Annotated in this window: 17 protein-coding genes; 10 read left to right on the top strand and 7 right to left on the bottom strand. The window is 48.4% G+C overall.

What is annotated here, in order from left to right; translation table 11 throughout:
* Positions 1–90 precede the first annotated feature (90 nt).
* Both ADS79_RS10125 and ADS79_RS10120 read left to right on the top strand, forming a co-directional pair.
* The gene (locus ADS79_RS10125) at positions 91–513 is read left to right on the top strand and encodes a DUF3995 domain-containing protein (RefSeq protein ID WP_049738309.1); all 423 of its coding nucleotides are present in this window, start codon (positions 91–93) and stop codon (positions 511–513) included.
* Positions 514–601: 88 nt separating this feature from the next.
* On the top strand, positions 602–1360 hold the full coding sequence (locus tag ADS79_RS10120) for an alpha/beta fold hydrolase (protein ID WP_049738308.1): 759 nt from the start codon (positions 602–604) through the stop codon (positions 1358–1360).
* 134 nt (positions 1361–1494) lie between these two features.
* On the opposite strand, the gene ADS79_RS10115 is transcribed toward ADS79_RS10120, so the two are convergent.
* Positions 1495–2337 carry a PHP domain-containing protein gene (locus ADS79_RS10115; protein WP_049738307.1) on the bottom strand — a complete coding sequence of 281 codons (843 nt, stop codon included), beginning with the start codon at positions 2335–2337 and terminating at the stop codon, positions 1495–1497.
* A 108-nt stretch (positions 2338–2445) separates the two neighbouring features.
* On the opposite strand from ADS79_RS10115, the gene ADS79_RS10110 reads away from it, so the two are divergent.
* Positions 2446–2808 carry a hypothetical protein gene (locus tag ADS79_RS10110; RefSeq protein ID WP_049738306.1) on the top strand — a complete coding sequence of 121 codons (363 nt, stop codon included), beginning with the start codon at positions 2446–2448 and terminating at the stop codon, positions 2806–2808.
* Here the strand turns inward: ADS79_RS10110 and ADS79_RS10105 are convergent.
* Both ADS79_RS10105 and ADS79_RS10100 read right to left on the bottom strand, forming a co-directional pair.
* Positions 2778–3698, bottom strand: coding sequence for an MBL fold metallo-hydrolase (locus ADS79_RS10105; protein ID WP_049739042.1), 921 nt, complete (start codon positions 3696–3698; stop codon positions 2778–2780). The genes ADS79_RS10110 and ADS79_RS10105 overlap by 31 nt on opposite strands.
* A 54-nt stretch (positions 3699–3752) precedes the next feature.
* Complete coding sequence (locus ADS79_RS10100; protein ID WP_084765772.1) at positions 3753–4421, bottom strand: YitT family protein; 669 nt, start codon at positions 4419–4421, stop codon at positions 3753–3755.
* Between the two features lie 295 nt (positions 4422–4716).
* Between ADS79_RS10100 and ADS79_RS10095 the strand changes: the two genes are divergently transcribed.
* Positions 4717–6036, top strand: a complete 1320-nt coding sequence (locus ADS79_RS10095) for a hemolysin family protein (protein WP_049739041.1) — start codon at positions 4717–4719, stop codon at positions 6034–6036.
* 112 nt (positions 6037–6148) lie between these two features.
* Positions 6149–8626 (top strand): UvrD-helicase domain-containing protein, encoded by a 2478-nt coding sequence (locus ADS79_RS10090; protein ID WP_049738305.1) that lies wholly within the window; start codon positions 6149–6151, stop codon positions 8624–8626.
* A gap of 133 nt (positions 8627–8759) precedes the next feature.
* On the opposite strand, the gene fabI is transcribed toward ADS79_RS10090, so the two are convergent.
* From fabI to ADS79_RS10080, 3 genes are all read right to left on the bottom strand, one after another.
* Positions 8760–9533 carry an enoyl-ACP reductase FabI gene (gene fabI, locus ADS79_RS10085; RefSeq protein ID WP_049738304.1) on the bottom strand — a complete coding sequence of 258 codons (774 nt, stop codon included), beginning with the start codon at positions 9531–9533 and terminating at the stop codon, positions 8760–8762.
* 115 nt (positions 9534–9648) lie between these two features.
* Positions 9649–9804: a hypothetical protein gene (locus tag ADS79_RS35240; protein ID WP_161807271.1), complete on the bottom strand. Its 156-nt coding sequence runs from the start codon at positions 9802–9804 to the stop codon at positions 9649–9651.
* A 67-nt stretch (positions 9805–9871) separates the two neighbouring features.
* A complete protein-coding gene (locus ADS79_RS10080) occupies positions 9872–10594 on the bottom strand; it encodes a ZIP family metal transporter (RefSeq protein ID WP_049738303.1) in 723 nt (240 codons plus the stop codon).
* Positions 10595–10828: 234 nt separating this feature from the next.
* Between ADS79_RS10080 and ADS79_RS10075 the strand changes: the two genes are divergently transcribed.
* Together ADS79_RS10075 and ADS79_RS10070 are read left to right on the top strand one after the other, a co-directional pair.
* Positions 10829–11446 carry a MerR family transcriptional regulator gene (locus ADS79_RS10075; RefSeq protein ID WP_049738302.1) on the top strand — a complete coding sequence of 206 codons (618 nt, stop codon included), beginning with the start codon at positions 10829–10831 and terminating at the stop codon, positions 11444–11446.
* 323 nt (positions 11447–11769) lie between these two features.
* Positions 11770–12858 carry an HD-GYP domain-containing protein gene (locus ADS79_RS10070; RefSeq protein WP_049738301.1) on the top strand — a complete coding sequence of 363 codons (1089 nt, stop codon included), beginning with the start codon at positions 11770–11772 and terminating at the stop codon, positions 12856–12858.
* Between the two features lie 3 nt (positions 12859–12861).
* Here the strand turns inward: ADS79_RS10070 and ADS79_RS10065 are convergent, their stop codons facing one another.
* Positions 12862–13545 (bottom strand): TerC family protein, encoded by a 684-nt coding sequence (locus ADS79_RS10065; protein ID WP_049738300.1) that lies wholly within the window; start codon positions 13543–13545, stop codon positions 12862–12864.
* 144 nt (positions 13546–13689) lie between these two features.
* On the opposite strand from ADS79_RS10065, the gene ADS79_RS10060 reads away from it, so the two are divergent.
* The 3 genes from ADS79_RS10060 (at position 13690) to ADS79_RS10050 (ending at position 15986) form a co-directional block, all read left to right on the top strand.
* Positions 13690–14211 carry a hypothetical protein gene (locus ADS79_RS10060; protein WP_049738299.1) on the top strand — a complete coding sequence of 174 codons (522 nt, stop codon included), beginning with the start codon at positions 13690–13692 and terminating at the stop codon, positions 14209–14211.
* Between the two features lie 293 nt (positions 14212–14504).
* On the top strand, positions 14505–14981 hold the full coding sequence (locus tag ADS79_RS10055) for a chemotaxis protein CheW (RefSeq protein ID WP_049738298.1): 477 nt from the start codon (positions 14505–14507) through the stop codon (positions 14979–14981).
* Positions 14982–15104: 123 nt separating this feature from the next.
* Complete coding sequence (locus ADS79_RS10050) at positions 15105–15986, top strand: M23 family metallopeptidase (RefSeq protein WP_049738297.1); 882 nt, start codon at positions 15105–15107, stop codon at positions 15984–15986.
* Positions 15987–16026 lie beyond the last annotated feature (40 nt).

The raw sequence follows: 16026 nt of genomic DNA, 5'->3' as shown, positions 1-16026 counted from the left end.
AAGCTTTTTATCCCCAAAACATACGCTTACGTATCTTTTTCCATCAATCATGCATGCATACATCCAATAATGAGTGGAGGAGCAAAACACATGATCACATTTTTTATATTATCTTCCGCAACAATTTTGCTTTTCATTGCCCTGCTTCATGCGTATTGGGCAGCAGGAGGACGCTGGAGCCTGGGAGAAGTCATTCCACGTACCTCTGATGAATCTCGTCGCCTTTTTACACCAGGTAAAGGACCAACCATGATCATCTCTTTCTTGCTCGCATTGGCCGCTGTTTTGCTGTTGACCCAAAGCGGCTATTTTTCTCTGCCGTTTCCCGCTGGTCTTTTGAAATGGGGATGCGTGATTTGCGCAACCGTTTTTGTTCTCCGCGCCATTGGTGATTTCCGTTATATCGGCTTTTTCAAAAAGGTCAGACATACTCGCTTTGCCCATAACGATACATGGCTGTTTAGCCCGCTGTGCGTATGGCTTGGCTTCTCCTACGTTCTCGCCTTGCTTTAGTTGTCGTTCATGATGTTCACTTACAAAAAAAGGGATTAATAGTCACTTATCGAAATAAACCTCATGACAACTATTTGGGGGAGATAGAATGAGTGACACTGGAATAAATCAGGCGAGTCAAAAACTCGACATAGGTGGAGTTAAACTATGTTTTAAATATTACGGTGAGGTAAGTGATTTTCCTACGGTGGTTTTTGATTCTGGTTATGGTTGCACATGTAACTATTGGGCTTCGATTAGTGATGAAATTTCAAGCCAAACAAGAATGTTCATTTATGATCGGGCAGGTATAGGTGAAAGTGAGAACGATGAGAAACCTCGACACAGTCAGCAAATCATTGAAAATCTGAGGAGCTTGCTTCAGAAAGCAAACGTTCCCTCCCCTTATCTTTTAGTCGGGCACTCATTTGGGGGACTTAATGTTCGACTGTATGCGAGTACATATCCAGAAGAAGTTGCCGGAGTGATTTTATTAGATCCATGTCATGAAGATCAAAATAAAATCATGGTCCCGTTATTTTCAGATGAACTTAAGGCTGAGTACTATAGTCAGTTTGTTCTTGAAGGCTCTATTCAAGAAATAGAAGAAAGCTTTGAGCAAGCTCGAAAATCTAAATCACTTGGTAACCTGCCACTTTTTGTCGTAACCGGTACATTACAACCTCATCATAATTCTGAATCTATGTCTGCTTGGATCTCATTTCATAAAGAACTTACTAAATTATCAACCCGTAGTAAGCATATCATTGTTCAAAATGCCGGCCACGCGATCCATATTGATCAGCCAAATGTTGTAGTAGATATCGTTAAAGAAATGCTGCTCCTAAGCAAAGCTAAAAGCAAGTGAGGTCATTCATCATTCAGACCTAGCCATGTAATTAACGACCAAGTCTTCAGGCACCAAGCCTCCTGGAAAAACACAAACCCCGTCTGTATGGTTATAGACGGGGTTTTCTTCGTAAGCAGCCTCAAGACTCCGAACTATTTTCTTTTTGCCGCAATCGCACGCAACCGCTCTACTGCCTCATCTGGCGCTGTATGTAAGCCAAGCATGGCGTGGAAAGGCTCCTCTCCGCGCCAGCCATGGAAATCGGAGCCTCCCGTCATGACAAGGTCATTTTCCTGTGCCCAGCTGCGGTAGACTTTTCTTTGCTCCTCGGTATTGTCCGGGTGATTGACCTCAATCCCGTCCAGTCCAAATGCAATTAACTCCTGGACCAGCTCGTCATCGTCATAAAGTCCGGGATGCGCCAGTACTGCGACTCCCCCTGCATCCTGAATCAAACGGATCGCTTCCTGCGGGGTGATTCGCGGTGGATTCACATACGCTGCTGCCCCTTTGCCTAAGAATTTCTCAAAAGCTTCTTCCATCGTTGCCACAATACCGAGCTCAATCAGCTCTTCTGCGATATGAGGGCGCCCGATATTTTTATCCGTCCCCTGCTTGCGGCGGTAGACGTTTTCAAGCGTAATGGGAATTCCGAGCTCCTGCAGCTTTGCAATCAACAGCTGATTCCGCTCATGACGCGTCTCACGCAGACCAACCAAGCGTTCCTGAAAGGAGCTGTCCTCATACGGGATATAGTACCCGAGTACATGGATATCTTGTCCACGCCCAACTGAGCTGACCTCCACGCCCGGAATAACCTCGATCCCCAGCTCTTTGCCAGCCGCTAACGCCTCGGGAATCCCAGCAACCGTATCATGATCCGTGATGGCGAGAGCCTGCAAGCCTGCCTCCTTGGCGAGACGCACGTTTTCTGCTGGATCACACGTCCCATCTGAAGCTTTTGTATGGGTATGCAAATCTGCGCGTTGGTTCATCGTACGACCACTCCTTCATTTCTTTTTTCTCTACGTCTGAATTGTGAATACGCCACATAGGATGGTACCAAACCCGATTTCTCACAGGTTGAGCCGAGGAGGATGTCCATGCGGTTAAAAAACAAAACCCTGACCGGTGTCGTGCAGCCGCTCTCCTATGTCGACAAGATGTTGCGGCAACAAGGCTTTCGCCGATCAGGTGGGGATTCCATGCCCACGTATGATGTCGTCATGTACGACTCCGCAAGCAGCAGTACGTATTTCCTGCGCATCCCGACGAACTTCAGCAGTACAACGACTGGAAAAGGCGAGCTTACCGTCAAGCTGGGGCATCCGTATTTGGAAGCCAAGTTTTACATGACCACTGCTTCTGAAGAGCTTTTCTTCATTCCCAAAGCGGTTCGTGAAGCAGCGGAGCATAAACTCGCCGAAATCGCAGACTACCTCTCGTCCCCTACTGCACCATCCTGAACATCTGTACCAGCCTTTCTCCACAGCCACCGATTTTGGGCAAACCGAAAGACGACTCTCTCTTCTTTTTGAAGTCCAACAAGATAACCCATGAACGCCGTCCGAAACAGGACGAAACTGGAAGCGTTCTCTATGGAAATGTGTAAACGCTCACACAAGAGAGCAAGTGCATTCTCCAACGTATTTTCTTCTTCCAAAATTTCTTCCAAAACGGTATAGATTCGCTGATGCCACTCGATGTTTTTTTGTACGCTGTTGATCACGGAGGTGATATAGGGTCCGTGACCAGGTAAATATCCGCTATAGTTTGTCTCTTTCAGCTTAATCAGACTGAGCAGCGTTTCATGAGCATCTACAAGAAACGGGAGCTTATGCTTTTCCAATACCTCTTCACCTAAATAACTGTCGGCGGCAAAGCATATATTTTCACAAACGACACCGACTTGTTGCCAGCTATGTCCCGGCAGAGAAAGGATAGAGAACTCCATGCCATCAATCTGCACGACATCCTCAAGGGGAAGGAGGTGGTCCACCCGCGAAGCTTGGGCAAGTAGAAACTTGTTACGAAGGTCCGCTAGTGGTTCTGCCCCCATGTTCAAGTAGATTGGTTCCAAAATGGGATACCGAATAATAGCCTCTTCTAACGGTGGCGCCCAGACCTGTGCTTCGGGCCAGCATCCGAGCAGATAGGCGTTGCCCCCGAAGTGGTCGGCATGAGCATGTGTTTGAATGATGGCACACAAGGGCTGGGCGATGGCGTCCAGTCCTTTCTTGATTTTCTTTGCGGTCTGTGTATCCAATCCGGAGTCAATCAAGATCGCCCCCGTCTTCCCGATGACGATACCAATATTGACGTGACCGGGAAAAAAGCCGACACGGTCTGTGATCATTTGCGGTGTATTTGCAGACAAGACTCGTCCCTCATTTCATCCTTGTTCTTACCTTTATTTTCTCCATAATAATCGCCATCCCCTTCCTTCCTGGCGGATTTGTGTGCTTTTTACAGAGCCAAGTGGCCCAATCACAGAGTAAGGGAGCCGCTTTTTGCTGATCCCACTGAACATATGAGTCGTAGCTGCTACGGCAACAATCGTAATCAGAGAAAAAATCGTCCGCTCGATGCCAATCGTCCGTAGCGAGAGGGCAACAATCAATCCATCAATGGCCAGGATCAGAAGCGCCACAGGTATGTTGAAGCGTCTGGCAAAAAACTGGGCGAGCAAGTCTGTCCCACCTGTATTTGTTTCGTAGGCAAGCATTAGACCCACCCCCATTCCGATCATGACACCTCCAGTAACGGCAGAGCTGGATGTTGACAATAGATTCCATTGGCGCAAGTCAGACATCACATCAATGAAAAAGGAGGAGATGAGCATCCCGTGAAAGCTGTGATAAAACAGCCTTCGATCGAAAAAAAATACGATGAGATACATTGGGAGGCTAACAAAGATCATCACCATGCCAGGAGGCAGCTGCATGTAATACGTTGCCAAAAGACCAATGCCGATCATGCCGCCATCCATCAGTCGGTGTGGGACGAGAAACAGGTTGACCCCTACTGCTACCAGCATGCTGCCAGTAAAGATCGCCAAGCATTTATACAGCCAGTTCACGCTCCTCCCCTCCCTTGGACAGTTGCTCGTTTATGTTTATGATTCGGATGTTTCAGGTATGTCCATCCGCCTCTCTATCAGCACATATGGGAATCGGAACGTTTTGACTCTTCCGTTGACCAATTGGTATACTAACCTATAACAACGAATATACGAATGTTTACACAAATGATTTCGTACATTGAAAGTACATTTATAATAACGGAGGTGAATTCTCCACCTTTCGTACTGCGGGAGGCTGGAGGTATGCTTGGAGAGTCCGATAGGGGAGATTACGCTGAATCTGCTGCTCGTGATGTTTTTGGTTCTTCTGAACGGCTTCTTCGTCGCAGCAGAATTCTCGTTGGTAAAAGTTCGCCAAACCCGTCTGACCCAGCTCGTAAGCGAGGGCAATAACCAAAGAGCCCGCTACGCGCAAAAGGTCACGAAACAGCTTGACGCCTATCTGTCTGCCTGCCAGCTCGGAATCACGCTGGCATCGCTTGGATTGGGCTGGGTTGGTGAGCCTGCAATCGCCCATTACGTCGAGCCCATGGTAGCATTTTTCCACTTACCTCAATACTTGGGTGGCCCGATTTCACTCGCTATTGCCTTTGCGATCATTACTTTTTTGCATATCGTTTTAGGCGAGCTGGCTCCCAAGTCGTTGGCGATTCAAAAAGCAGAGGCAACCTCGCTTTGGACAGCCGCTCCACTCATGTTTTTCTACAAACTGAGCTATCCGCTCATCTGGTTTCTGAATGGAGCAGCAAATCTCTTAATCAGACGATTGGGAATCGAGCCGGCTTCTGAAAATGAATCCGCTCATACCGAGGAAGAAATCCGTCTACTGGTTAACCAGAGTCATAAAAGCGGGCATATCGATCAAACCGAAATGGCGCTTGTTGACAATGTTTTTGAGTTTTCCGAACGACTTGCCCGGGAAATCATGATTCCACGCATTGACATGATTTGTCTCTACGATGACAACACGTTCGAAGAGAACCTCCACATCATGAAGGAATCGCGTCACTCTCGCTTCCCTGTCGCTCACGAGGACAAAGACAGATTGATTGGATTTGTCCACATCTCCGATTTTTACCTGTCAGCGCTGAGCACAGGCAAGGCAGAATTGAAAAACTTCCTTCGCCCGCTCCTTACCGTGCCCGAATCGATGGAAATTAGTCACGTACTGCGGCTGATGCAAAAGCGCCGCTCTCAACTGGCGATCGTCATTGATGAGTATGGTGGAACGGCAGGTCTTCTTACGATGGAAGACATTCTCGAAGAAATTGTCGGTGATATTCAAGACGAATTTGACGAGAATGAACGACCAGAAATCGAGGAGAGCACCAACAACGCTCTCTCCGTTTCAGGAAAAACATTGTTGAATGAACTGAACGATTTTCTTACGATTGAAGTCGTCTCCGATGAGGTAGACACGATTGCCGGTTGGCTCTACAGCCAGTTAAATGAAGAAGTAGCAAAAGGAAAGGCAGTCATGTTCCAAGGCTATCTCTTCACCATCAGTGAGCTGGAAAATCACCGAATTACGCGGGTCGGCATTACCTATGTCGGTGAAGACGCCCCGGAAGCTCTACCTGAAGACACCGTGCTTTTGCACGCACAATCGTAACCACACGTATTTGGCAAGTGTCCCCTGCCGCCAGGGGGCACTTCTTCTTTCCATGTAAAGGCGAGCAAGCAGATACGCCAGAACATCCCTATCATCTTTTCGAGGTGTCATGATGAACTATGCACTACTAGACAACAAACCCATCCTGTTGCTACCAGAGACCTACAATCGCATACCGTTTTGGCGCATGGCTGCCCGGCAGGATCAGGTTCGGTGTCCAGCCTGCGCATCAGCGCTTCGTTTAATTGCAGGGATCAGCTTTGAGCCTTATTTTGCCCATCCAGAGGAAGCTGACTGTCCGATTTTGCAGAACGATGGTGCTGACTCCACGGCTTGGCTGCAAACACTGGATGAAACGGCCGCCACTGCCTTTCAAGCGGCTATCCGCAAAGAGACGAGCATAGATCTGGGACAAGCATACATAGCTGGACAATCCACACAAGACGCGAGCAACAGCGGCAGCCAGGCTGGTACCGACAATGCTGAGCTCGCTTTCCCTACCGATCAAGCTGGCATGTCACAAGCAGCTCCGTCAACGGAAGACGATGATTCGGTTATGATCGGTTCTTTTCGCATGCCCAAAAAAAGAACGATCGGCAGCAACGCAGCACCTTCTCCGCCACCGCCCAAGCCTCCGATCTTTCGCAAGCGCTTCACGCCCAAGAAAAGCATCCAGCATCTGCTGGAGCAAAAAAGAGATGAGCCCTTGCATCCGGGTCAACAACTGGCAGTTGACACAACAGATGGACCCTTGCTGATTCTCGCAGGGGCTGGCAGTGGCAAGACACGTGTGATGACAGCGCGCACCGCTTATTTAATCCGAGAATGCGGCGTAGAGCCAAAGCAAATTTTAGTGGTCACCTTTACAACCAAGGCAGCGGATGAAATCAGACAGCGCATCGCCAGACAGCTTCCTCCCCACCAAGCTCGTGAATTGATCGCCGGGACCTTCCACAGCATTTTTTATCGCATGCTTATGCACCATCAGCCTGATCGCTGGGATCAGCAGCGTTTGCTGAAAAAGGATTGGCAAAAATGGCGCCTGCTAAGAGAAACAGGAGCTCTGCTTGGCCATGACGACTTGATCGCCCTCAAGGAAAATGACATGCAGGAAGCACTGGGAATCGTCAGTCGATGGAAAAACGAATACCTGCTGCCTCATGATGTTGCCTATCGGGAAGCAGACAGTGCTGCGGAAAAACGTGCTCAGGCGCTCTATCCGATTTACGAAGCAACCAAGAGAAAGCATAACTGGTTCGACTTTGACGATATGCTGCTCGGTTGTTATGAGATGCTTCGTGAAGACAAGCAGCTATTGCAGCGCTACCAAAATCGAATTACCCACGTGATGATTGATGAGTTTCAGGATATCAACCGCATCCAGTACGAAACAGTCAAGCTGCTCGCCGCTCCGCAAAACAATCTTTGTGTCATCGGTGACGACGACCAATCGATCTACGGATTTCGCGGCAGTGATCCCCAATACATACTGGGCTTCACTAACGACTTTCCACAGGCCAAATCCATTACATTGGAAGTGAATTATCGTTCACACGCTTCTATCGTCAGCCTGGGCTATTCCTTGATCGGTCACAATCGTGCGCGTTGGGCAAAGGAATGTCTCTCCTTTCATAGCGAGGAGGGAGACACGTATTTATTCGAGCCGGAGGACGAGGAGGAACAAGCCTCTCGTATCGTGGATGAAATTCTTCACCGCCGTGAGCAAGGAGCGATTCTTGGGGAATGTGCCGTCCTTTATCGGACGAATGAATCTGCCCGTCCGATTTTGGAGCGGTTGAGTGAGGCGGGCATCGCTTTTCACTACACCCAGGAGGAAGACTCCTTTTATCAGCGGCAAACCGTACGTTGGACGCTGCACTATTTGCGACTCGCACTGAACCCCGATGATACGGACGCCTTGAAAGAAATATTGCCCACGCTCTACATCTCAGCCGAAATGTGGAATGTGTTGCGCAGCCAGGCTATTTTGGAGGATATTCCGATTTTGCATGTCCTCCCCCAACTCACACAGCTTAAGCCGTATCAGCGAAAGCATTTGCAGGCAGTTACCGAGATTCTGGCGGCTGCCAAGGATTGTCCGCCTGCACAGGCACTCGAGCTGATTTATGAGGACGGCAAGCTGCGAGATTATTTGAAAAAACGGGCGCGTGACCGGGAAGATGGCCGGGAGCGCTGGAGTGATGAGCTGCAACAAATTCTGGCGGCTGCAAAAAGGCATAGCACGGTCAGTGACTTTTTAGCCTATATTCAGCAGATGGCCCAAAAGGAAAAGGAGTGGCGCACACAGCGGCCACTCCCGGAAGAAGCTGTACATGTATTGAGTATTCATCGCGCAAAGGGGCTCGAGTACGATCATGTCTTTTTACCCGACCTTGTAGAAGGCGCTCTGCCGCATGAATACACGCTGGACGAGCTGCGCAAGGGTGTCAATGCAGCCCTGGAGGAAGAACGCAGACTGCTATACGTTGCGATTACCCGGGCTAGGCACAGCCTGAGTATCGGCATCCCCCGCGAACGATTCGGACGCAAGACCAGAGCCTCCCGCTTCATCGCCGAAATGGGCAGGTAAATATTGAAAGCCTCCACCCATGTAAATCAAAAATTCTTCCATGTTTGTAATTAGTGGAAACATAAAAAAGGCTCCCTTCCTCGTATACTACGTTTTTGTATAGTATGCGGGGAACAGGAGCCTGTTATTCATTTTAGCCGCCAATGATGCTATAGCCAGCATCGACGTGCAGAATTTCACCGGTAATACCTCTGGACAGGTTGCTGAACAAGAACAATGCAGTGTCGCCTACCTCAGATTGGTCAATCGTACGACGCAATGGAGCTTTTTCTTCAATTTCCTTCAGAACGGAGTTGAAGTTGCGGATTCCTTTTGCCGCCAGCGTACGGATCGGACCTGCGGAGATCGCATTCACGCGGATGTTTTCTTTGCCCAGGTCGTTAGCCAGGTAGCGTACAGATGCATCCAGCGCCGCTTTTGCAACACCCATCACGTTGTAGTTTGGTACAGCACGCTCGCCTCCCAGGTAAGTCATGGTCACGATGCTTCCTCCCTCAGTCATCAAAGGACGAGCTGCACGAGCTACCGCTACCAGAGAGTAGGCACTGATGTCTTGCGCCAGAGCGTAGCCATCGCGGGAAGTATTGACATACTCACCTTCGAGCTCCTCTGTTTTGGCAAATGCGATGCAGTGTGCCAAGCCGTGGATAACACCCACTTCTTCCTTGATCAAGGCAAAAGCTGCTTCTACATCCTCGTCTTTGGTTACGTCGCAGTTCACCAACAGCGAGTTTGCTCCGATTTTTGCAGTCAATTCCGCTACGTTTTCTCGCAGACGCTCTCCCTGGTATGTAAAAATCAGGTTTGCTCCCGCATTATGTAAAGATTGTGCGATACCCCAGGCAATGCTGCGATGATTAGCAACACCCATGATGACGATGTTTTTTCCTTGTAACAATGTATTCATTATGTATGCCCCTTTCCAACATATTCCCCTGCCATTATAACCGATCTCGTCCACGGTTACGAGAGGGACAGCGAAGGGATTTTCGCGGAAAACGGGCTGCGCTCCATACTTTTCCCTATTCTGTACTGGCTGGCTGGTCAATTCCAGTCGATTGCTTGTCGAAAGACCCCCATGATTCATCGAGCGGATTTAGCGATGTGCCGTTTGCCGGGAATTCTGGCTGTCTATGTATTTGCTCCTCCGTGCTTTCTGCCTGCTGTGCTGTTTTCATTTTCAGGACTCCTTTTCTCGAATAGAGACTGCCATTCTTTCCTTAGACTGGCAACGGAGTCAGGCATTTATACATGCACATGATTTCCCTGCAAATATGCCGTCAACACCATATAGACGAGAATTGCCCCTATAAAATAGGCACCCAGCTGCGCTTTCTTTGCACTGAGAATATAGGGAACGAGATGGCTGGCCGAGACGTACAAAAAAATGCCTGCCGTGAGTGCCAATATGACACCGGACCAGCTCGGAGGAAATATACGTTCTACCGCGCCCACACTACCTGCCCCGATCATCGTGGCAAGCCCGAGGGAAGATGCCCCCCAAAAAGCTTTTTGTCGAGAACGGGTAGCGGCAAGCAGCAGCGATGCCACCGTTATGCCATCCGGCACCTTATGCAGCAGCATCGCGACTAAAACCGATGCACCCACACCCGCATCCATCTGAAAGCTGGCGACAAGCGACATCCCCTCGACAAAAGCATGCAGCAAAAAACCGGTCAGCACGCCAATAACTCCTGTAGACCCAACCTCTTTGCCGGCTTTTCCAATCAATTCCAGTGTAAACATGAGCGCAAAGCCTATCAATACAAAAGGCAAGATACGCTGCCCTTCCTTTTCCAATACGTGTGGCACGACATCCAGCATGGTAATGGCAAAAAGCAGTCCGGCTCCGGCACTAATCATCGCAAACAAGGACTGGGTAGACCACGCGCGCAAGCATAACAGCAATCCGCCGACACTGCTCGCTATTGCTGCGGACAAAAAAACAATCCAGAACTCAGGCTGCATACGTACGGTCCTCTCCTCATCACTAGGTATGGACGTGTATTCCTTCCATATGTACGCGCATGTCCCGGTCATTATGAATCGCGCTCTTCCGTTTGACAAAATATGCGTAACTGTCCAAAACGGACGAAACTCCACTTCTTTTTAGAACCTTTGTCGATTTTCTCTTTCCCGGAAAAAAATGGTGCTATAATGAGGCCACCGGGAATACTGAGGGGAAAAAAGGAGTGATTCGGGATGGATGTACAAGTTTGGATGGCTTCGAAAGAGGTAGCTGATCGCCTTGACGTACATGTTCGTACGCTGCGTAACTGGCTGGACTTGTTTGTACCCTTACAAGAACGTCTGAAAAATCCGCAGGGTCACTATTTGATTAGCGAAAAAGGCTTTGAATTGCTGAAAGAAGTAAAGGAACGCAAGGATAACGGGAACAGCTCACTGAAGGAGATTCAAAAACAGTTCATCGAGGAAGGGCGTATTTCCGAAGATATGCTTTTCTCCGAAGAGTTCTCTCTCACAGAGGAAACAGCAGTCACGGTCAGCGCGCCAAACAAGCTATCTTCCGGCATGCGCGAAATGGAAATGACGGTGCAGGAAACGTTGGTACAGTTCCAAAACGAACTGACCCAGCTCTCTTCTTTAAATCATATGCAGGCAACCATCCTGCAAAAAATCGCTGACATCGAGGAAATGCAAGAGTCGCTACGATTGGAAATGCGCCGCGTTACTTTTGAAATGGATCTCATGCAGCAGCGTTTGACCCGGCGCAAGGAGCGCTATGCCCGTCACGAGCCGCGCTGGTCACTCAATCCATTCCGTTGGTTTACCAGATCGGATCGTGCTGCAGAACAGTAACAATCCCTTTATATGGAGCTATGTGTGTAAAGTCTGCCGTTTTTTAGCAGGAAAGCTTCCATGCTCCTTGAGGATTCTGAGTAGTTATTGCGAATATTATTTAGCGTTCAAATATTTTTTAAAAGAATGGGTCAAAGGTAGTCTCCCTCCTTTTCTTGTGGTATATTTGCACTAGGATAACTTACCAAAAAGTAGGACTATTCACATTAAAGGATATACAGCTGGCTGAGCCGTGTGTTTCTGGCGATGCCCGGTTGTACGTATACTGGATAGGCGTTTTAACCATTCCTATCCGTACAAAAAAAGGACAGGGGTCTTTCGCTGTGAGAAAACTGCATATTACCTCGGTCAAGCCGGGAGATGTAATCGCCAAAAGTGTGTTCCTGGAAAACGGAAACGTCCTCTTGGGACACGGGGTGGAATTGACCGCCCGTTACATTGAACGGCTTGTTCGATTGGGGATCGATACTCTCTACGTTCAGGACAAGCACACCGACGATATCATTCCAGAAGATGTCATTCGCGATGAGACTCGTAAGGATGCAGTAGATACGGTTTATAAGACAATGACCACATTGATGGATCAGCCTCATATGAAAGGTCGTACCTCTCTCCCTGACTTTGGGAGCAGCTTTCAAAAGGTATTTCGGGAGATCTTGACTGACCTGAGTAGCCGCCGAGATGTCCTGGTCAATTTGTCCAATCTCCACGTCTTGGATGGATATTTTTTTCACCATGCTGTCAATGTCGCTGTTCTGGCAGGTGTAGTCGGTCTCGCCAAAGGCTATAATCAGCAACAAATGATGGAGCTGGGTATTGGAGCTCTCCTGTTCGATATCGGGATGACGCAGGTCCCAAAAGAGCTGTGGACCATGCGAACCGAGCTGACTGCAGAGGATCGCCAGCGTATTCAATACCATACAGAGGACGGCTTCAATATTTTACGCCATCAGCACAATATCTCGGTCGTCTCCGCCCACTGTGCACTGCAGCATCATGAGCGCTACAATGGAACGGGATACCCTCGTCAGCTCAGTGAAAAAAATATTCATGAGTACGCCCGTATCGTCGCCATCGCGGATGTATACGATGCGTTGATTTCTCCCCGCCCTTTTCGCAAAAGCTACTCGCCCAGTGATGCCACGGAGTTTCTGTTTGCTTCCGGGAACACCTATTTTGATCTCGATTTGCTCAAAATTTTTCTCCAGCACGTTGCCATTTATCCGATTGCCACTACCGTTCTATTAAGTACGGGACATATCGGTGTTGTTTCCTATGTCAACCCGCTCGCCGTCAGTCGGCCGATCATACGCATTCTGCAGGAGGAGGACGGTTCACCTGTTGCCTCTCCTTATGAGATCAACCTGTACGACAAGGAATGGATGACTGTTACCATAGTGAAATCATTGTAGCGATTAGCGCTCGCTTTGATGCTCCCTGCTTCCCGAATGTGTACGCTGCCAGAGCCCCAAAAGCAAGATGAAGGTCACCATTGCTACTTTTACTGTCGTCTCTGCCCAGCCCTGACTTGCGACCCAATCACTTACGACCTGCTCCGTCAAAATCATGTTGGCAGCAGCCAGTGCAAGGACAGCGGCTCCCACGTACACGAGCCAGGCAAACCGCTCCATTGCTTTTAAAATGAGCTGACTTCCGAAGATCATGAGTGGAATGCTGATCAAAAGACCGAGAACAATCAAAAGGATGTTTCCCTGTGCTGCTCCGGCAATAGCCAGGACGTTGTCGAGCCCCATCATCACATCCGCGATAACAATCGTCTTTACGGCTTGGACGAGATTATCACTCGCGTCTATGTGTTCACTTTCCTCCTCTTCACGCAGCAGCTTGAAGCTAATCCAGAGCAAAATCACGCCACCCACCAAGTACAGATATGGGATTTGCAGCAAATAAACAGCAAGGATCGTAGCCATGACCCTGACGATAACAGCCAGAAATGTCCCCCACAAAACCGCTTTCTTCCGTTGGACAGCTGGCAGTTTACGGCACGCTACTGCGATTACTACCGCATTATCCCCGCTGAGTACAATATTAATCGTAATGATGAGTAACAGTGATGAGAAAAATGTCGATTCTAGCAAGCTGTACGCCCTCCTACTTCCTCTTGTGCTGTCAAATTCATCGATCTGGTGAAAAACAAACGATCTCCCCTGCACTCCCCCTGCTGTCCGGGGTTGTTGTCCATCGAGGATTTCAGTATGATGGTAACGAGGAGGGTTGTCGAAATGTCGAAACAATTCGTTATTGAAGCGATTATGCTGGCTATCTACGGGGAGTTGATGGCGCCATCGCAACCGGTAGAATACCTGATACCCGCGTCGACAATCTATGAATTGGACGAATTTATCCAAAGCCCAGAACCTATCATGCCCTACTCTGGCGACGATCAGTACGTGCGCCGGATTATGCAGGAAATGAGTCAGTTTTTTTCCGATCCATTCAATCGCAAACGACTGGAAAAAGGGTTGATCGCGCCTTGGTCCAAGGTGCCTTTTACTTTCCCAAACGGCGTTACCCTGACGGTCATCAAGGTTGAGGATAACGCGATGTGGGGAGAGATCTTTGATCCTGTCGAGACCCAGCTTCTGCTTACGTCCATACGATTTGAAGTTCCGCTGATTACCGATCAGCCAGACTATCAGGATCGGATTTTGGAATATATTGTACCCGTTCAATTTTACGATGTGGATGACTTTGACTTTGCTTTGGAGCAGGGCATATCACTCAACGATTTGCGTGAGCCTTAAGCTTTCTTGCAACTACGAAAATGAAAAAGGATGACAGACTGACAGGAAGTACTTGTCGGTCTTTTCCTATTATGGCTATATCTCCAAAGAAAATCGGCTCAACTTTTCTTTTTTATGCCTCGTTGGACTCGGTACCGATAGCCTGCAGCCAAATTCATTTCTTCCGGATGTTGAACAGGTCTTCGGGACCGGGACTGCGGACGTACTTTCAGCAAGAAAATCCTCACTAGATAGGTTTGTCCATGGTACAATATGGGTAAAGAATGGAAAGAGGTCCGGGGAGGAATGTTTGTATGGAACTGACACAACAAGGCAATTCAGCGGAATGGGGTACAGAAGGCGCAACGGCCCAATCTATTTTGTTCAAAATGGGAAATGAGTATTACGGACTTCCCATCTCTTTGGTACGTGAAATTATTAAGCCATTGCCAGTAACACGCTTTCCAAAATCACCGCCCTATGTAGAAGGAGTTATTGATCTGCGCGGACGGATTTTACCGATCATCAACCTGCCCAAAATGTTTGGTTTGGAACCATCAATGGAAACAGATGATACACGCTTCGTCGATTTGCAATTAGAAGGACTGAGTATCGGAATTATCGTAGAAGCTGTGTCAGAGGTCTTGAATATTCCTCAAAAGCTGATCGAGCCTGCTCCCCCCATCATCGCTGGGGTAGACGGCAAGTATTTGCAAGGAATTGCCCGTATGAATGATAAGCTGATCATGCTGTTAGATGTGGATGAAATTTTTGGACAGTGGAAAAAATAATACCTGTTTGTGAAAGTATGCCCAGGCCGATAATGGTTCTGGGTTTTTATATTCTGGAAACCTCCCTGCCATATCATCCGTACTATATGGTTGTACTTATTTGGACCCGGAGTGTGATTTGCAGTGCCGATCTATGATACATCCTCAATCGCCGAGCGAATTCCGCTCGCATGTACGACTGGACAATTTGGGTTGCTCTATGAGGCTTGCAGTATCTCTTTTCGCGAAGAAGTGAGTAAGGAGGAGTTTTGTTCTTACGCCTCTTCGTTTCATCACGATATCATCCGCTATCAACCCACGCCTGCTTCTGTTGTTTCTATGGGCGGGATTGTTCGCTATGTCTGGATCTCAGACAATAATCAAAAAGGCTTGTCAGCAGCCATAGATGTGTCAGGTACAATTATCGGCCTTCGCTTGGCACACCTAGCAGAGTATCCCATTACAGACCAGCTTAAGAGCCACTTTCGGTACCGATTCCCCTTTCATGGGGAGTGGTTTACGTATTGGGGTGGGAAAAATGATCTGGTCAATTATCATTACGCCTATGAAAATCAGCGGTATGCCTATGATTTTATCATCCTGGACCATGACTGTTCAGCAAAAGGAGATCCGCTCCTCAATGAAAGCTATTTCGCCTACGGTAAACCTATTTTGGCTCCATGTGCAGGCAGAATCGTCCGTGTGGTAGACAACATCCCTGACAATGTGCCAGGCCGAGTGAAAAACGAACAGCAGCCAGCTGGCAACTACGTGGAAATGGATCATGGTCATCACGAGTTCAGTCTGCTTGCTCATTTACAATACCACTCTATCACGGTCGTTCCGGGTAATTATGTACAAGCTGGTGATGTCATCGGATTGTGTGGCAACTCTGGCAACTCCAGTGAGCCTCATTTGCATTTTCAAGTCTCCAACGGTTCCGAGCTGCTTGCAGCCAAATCGATTCCATTCGTTTTTGAGAATGGCTTGGAACTCGTGCAAGGTATGACGGTGATAGGTAAATAGAGAATAGTATGGATAAAACAGAACAAACGTTCTATAATAT

Source organism: Brevibacillus reuszeri (assembly GCF_001187725.1).
In the GTDB taxonomy this organism is placed as follows: Bacteria; Bacillota; Bacilli; order Brevibacillales; family Brevibacillaceae; genus Brevibacillus; species Brevibacillus reuszeri.
The sequence above is the reverse complement of the archived record's forward strand: the minus strand, read 5'-3'. Positions and strand labels throughout refer to the sequence as shown.

Bases quoted from the DNA above. Each gene is read 5' to 3' on its own strand.
- ADS79_RS10125 (WP_049738309.1), top strand. From the start codon at position 91: ATGATCACATTTTTTATATTATCTTCCGCAACAATTTTGCTTTTCATT.
- ADS79_RS10120 (WP_049738308.1), top strand. From the start codon at position 602: ATGAGTGACACTGGAATAAATCAGGCGAGTCAAAAACTCGACATAGGT.
- ADS79_RS10115 (WP_049738307.1), bottom strand. From the start codon at position 2,337: ATGAACCAACGCGCAGATTTGCATACCCATACAAAAGCTTCAGATGGG.
- ADS79_RS10110 (WP_049738306.1), top strand. From the start codon at position 2,446: ATGCGGTTAAAAAACAAAACCCTGACCGGTGTCGTGCAGCCGCTCTCC.
- ADS79_RS10105 (WP_049739042.1), bottom strand. From the start codon at position 3,698: ATGATCACAGACCGTGTCGGCTTTTTTCCCGGTCACGTCAATATTGGT.
- ADS79_RS10095 (WP_049739041.1), top strand. From the start codon at position 4,717: ATGTTTTTGGTTCTTCTGAACGGCTTCTTCGTCGCAGCAGAATTCTCG.
- ADS79_RS10090 (WP_049738305.1), top strand. From the start codon at position 6,149: ATGAACTATGCACTACTAGACAACAAACCCATCCTGTTGCTACCAGAG.
- fabI (WP_049738304.1), bottom strand. From the start codon at position 9,533: ATGAATACATTGTTACAAGGAAAAAACATCGTCATCATGGGTGTTGCT.
- ADS79_RS35240 (WP_161807271.1), bottom strand. From the start codon at position 9,804: ATGAAAACAGCACAGCAGGCAGAAAGCACGGAGGAGCAAATACATAGA.
- ADS79_RS10080 (WP_049738303.1), bottom strand. From the start codon at position 10,594: ATGCAGCCTGAGTTCTGGATTGTTTTTTTGTCCGCAGCAATAGCGAGC.
- ADS79_RS10075 (WP_049738302.1), top strand. From the start codon at position 10,829: ATGGATGTACAAGTTTGGATGGCTTCGAAAGAGGTAGCTGATCGCCTT.
- ADS79_RS10060 (WP_049738299.1), top strand. From the start codon at position 13,690: ATGTCGAAACAATTCGTTATTGAAGCGATTATGCTGGCTATCTACGGG.
- ADS79_RS10055 (WP_049738298.1), top strand. From the start codon at position 14,505: ATGGAACTGACACAACAAGGCAATTCAGCGGAATGGGGTACAGAAGGC.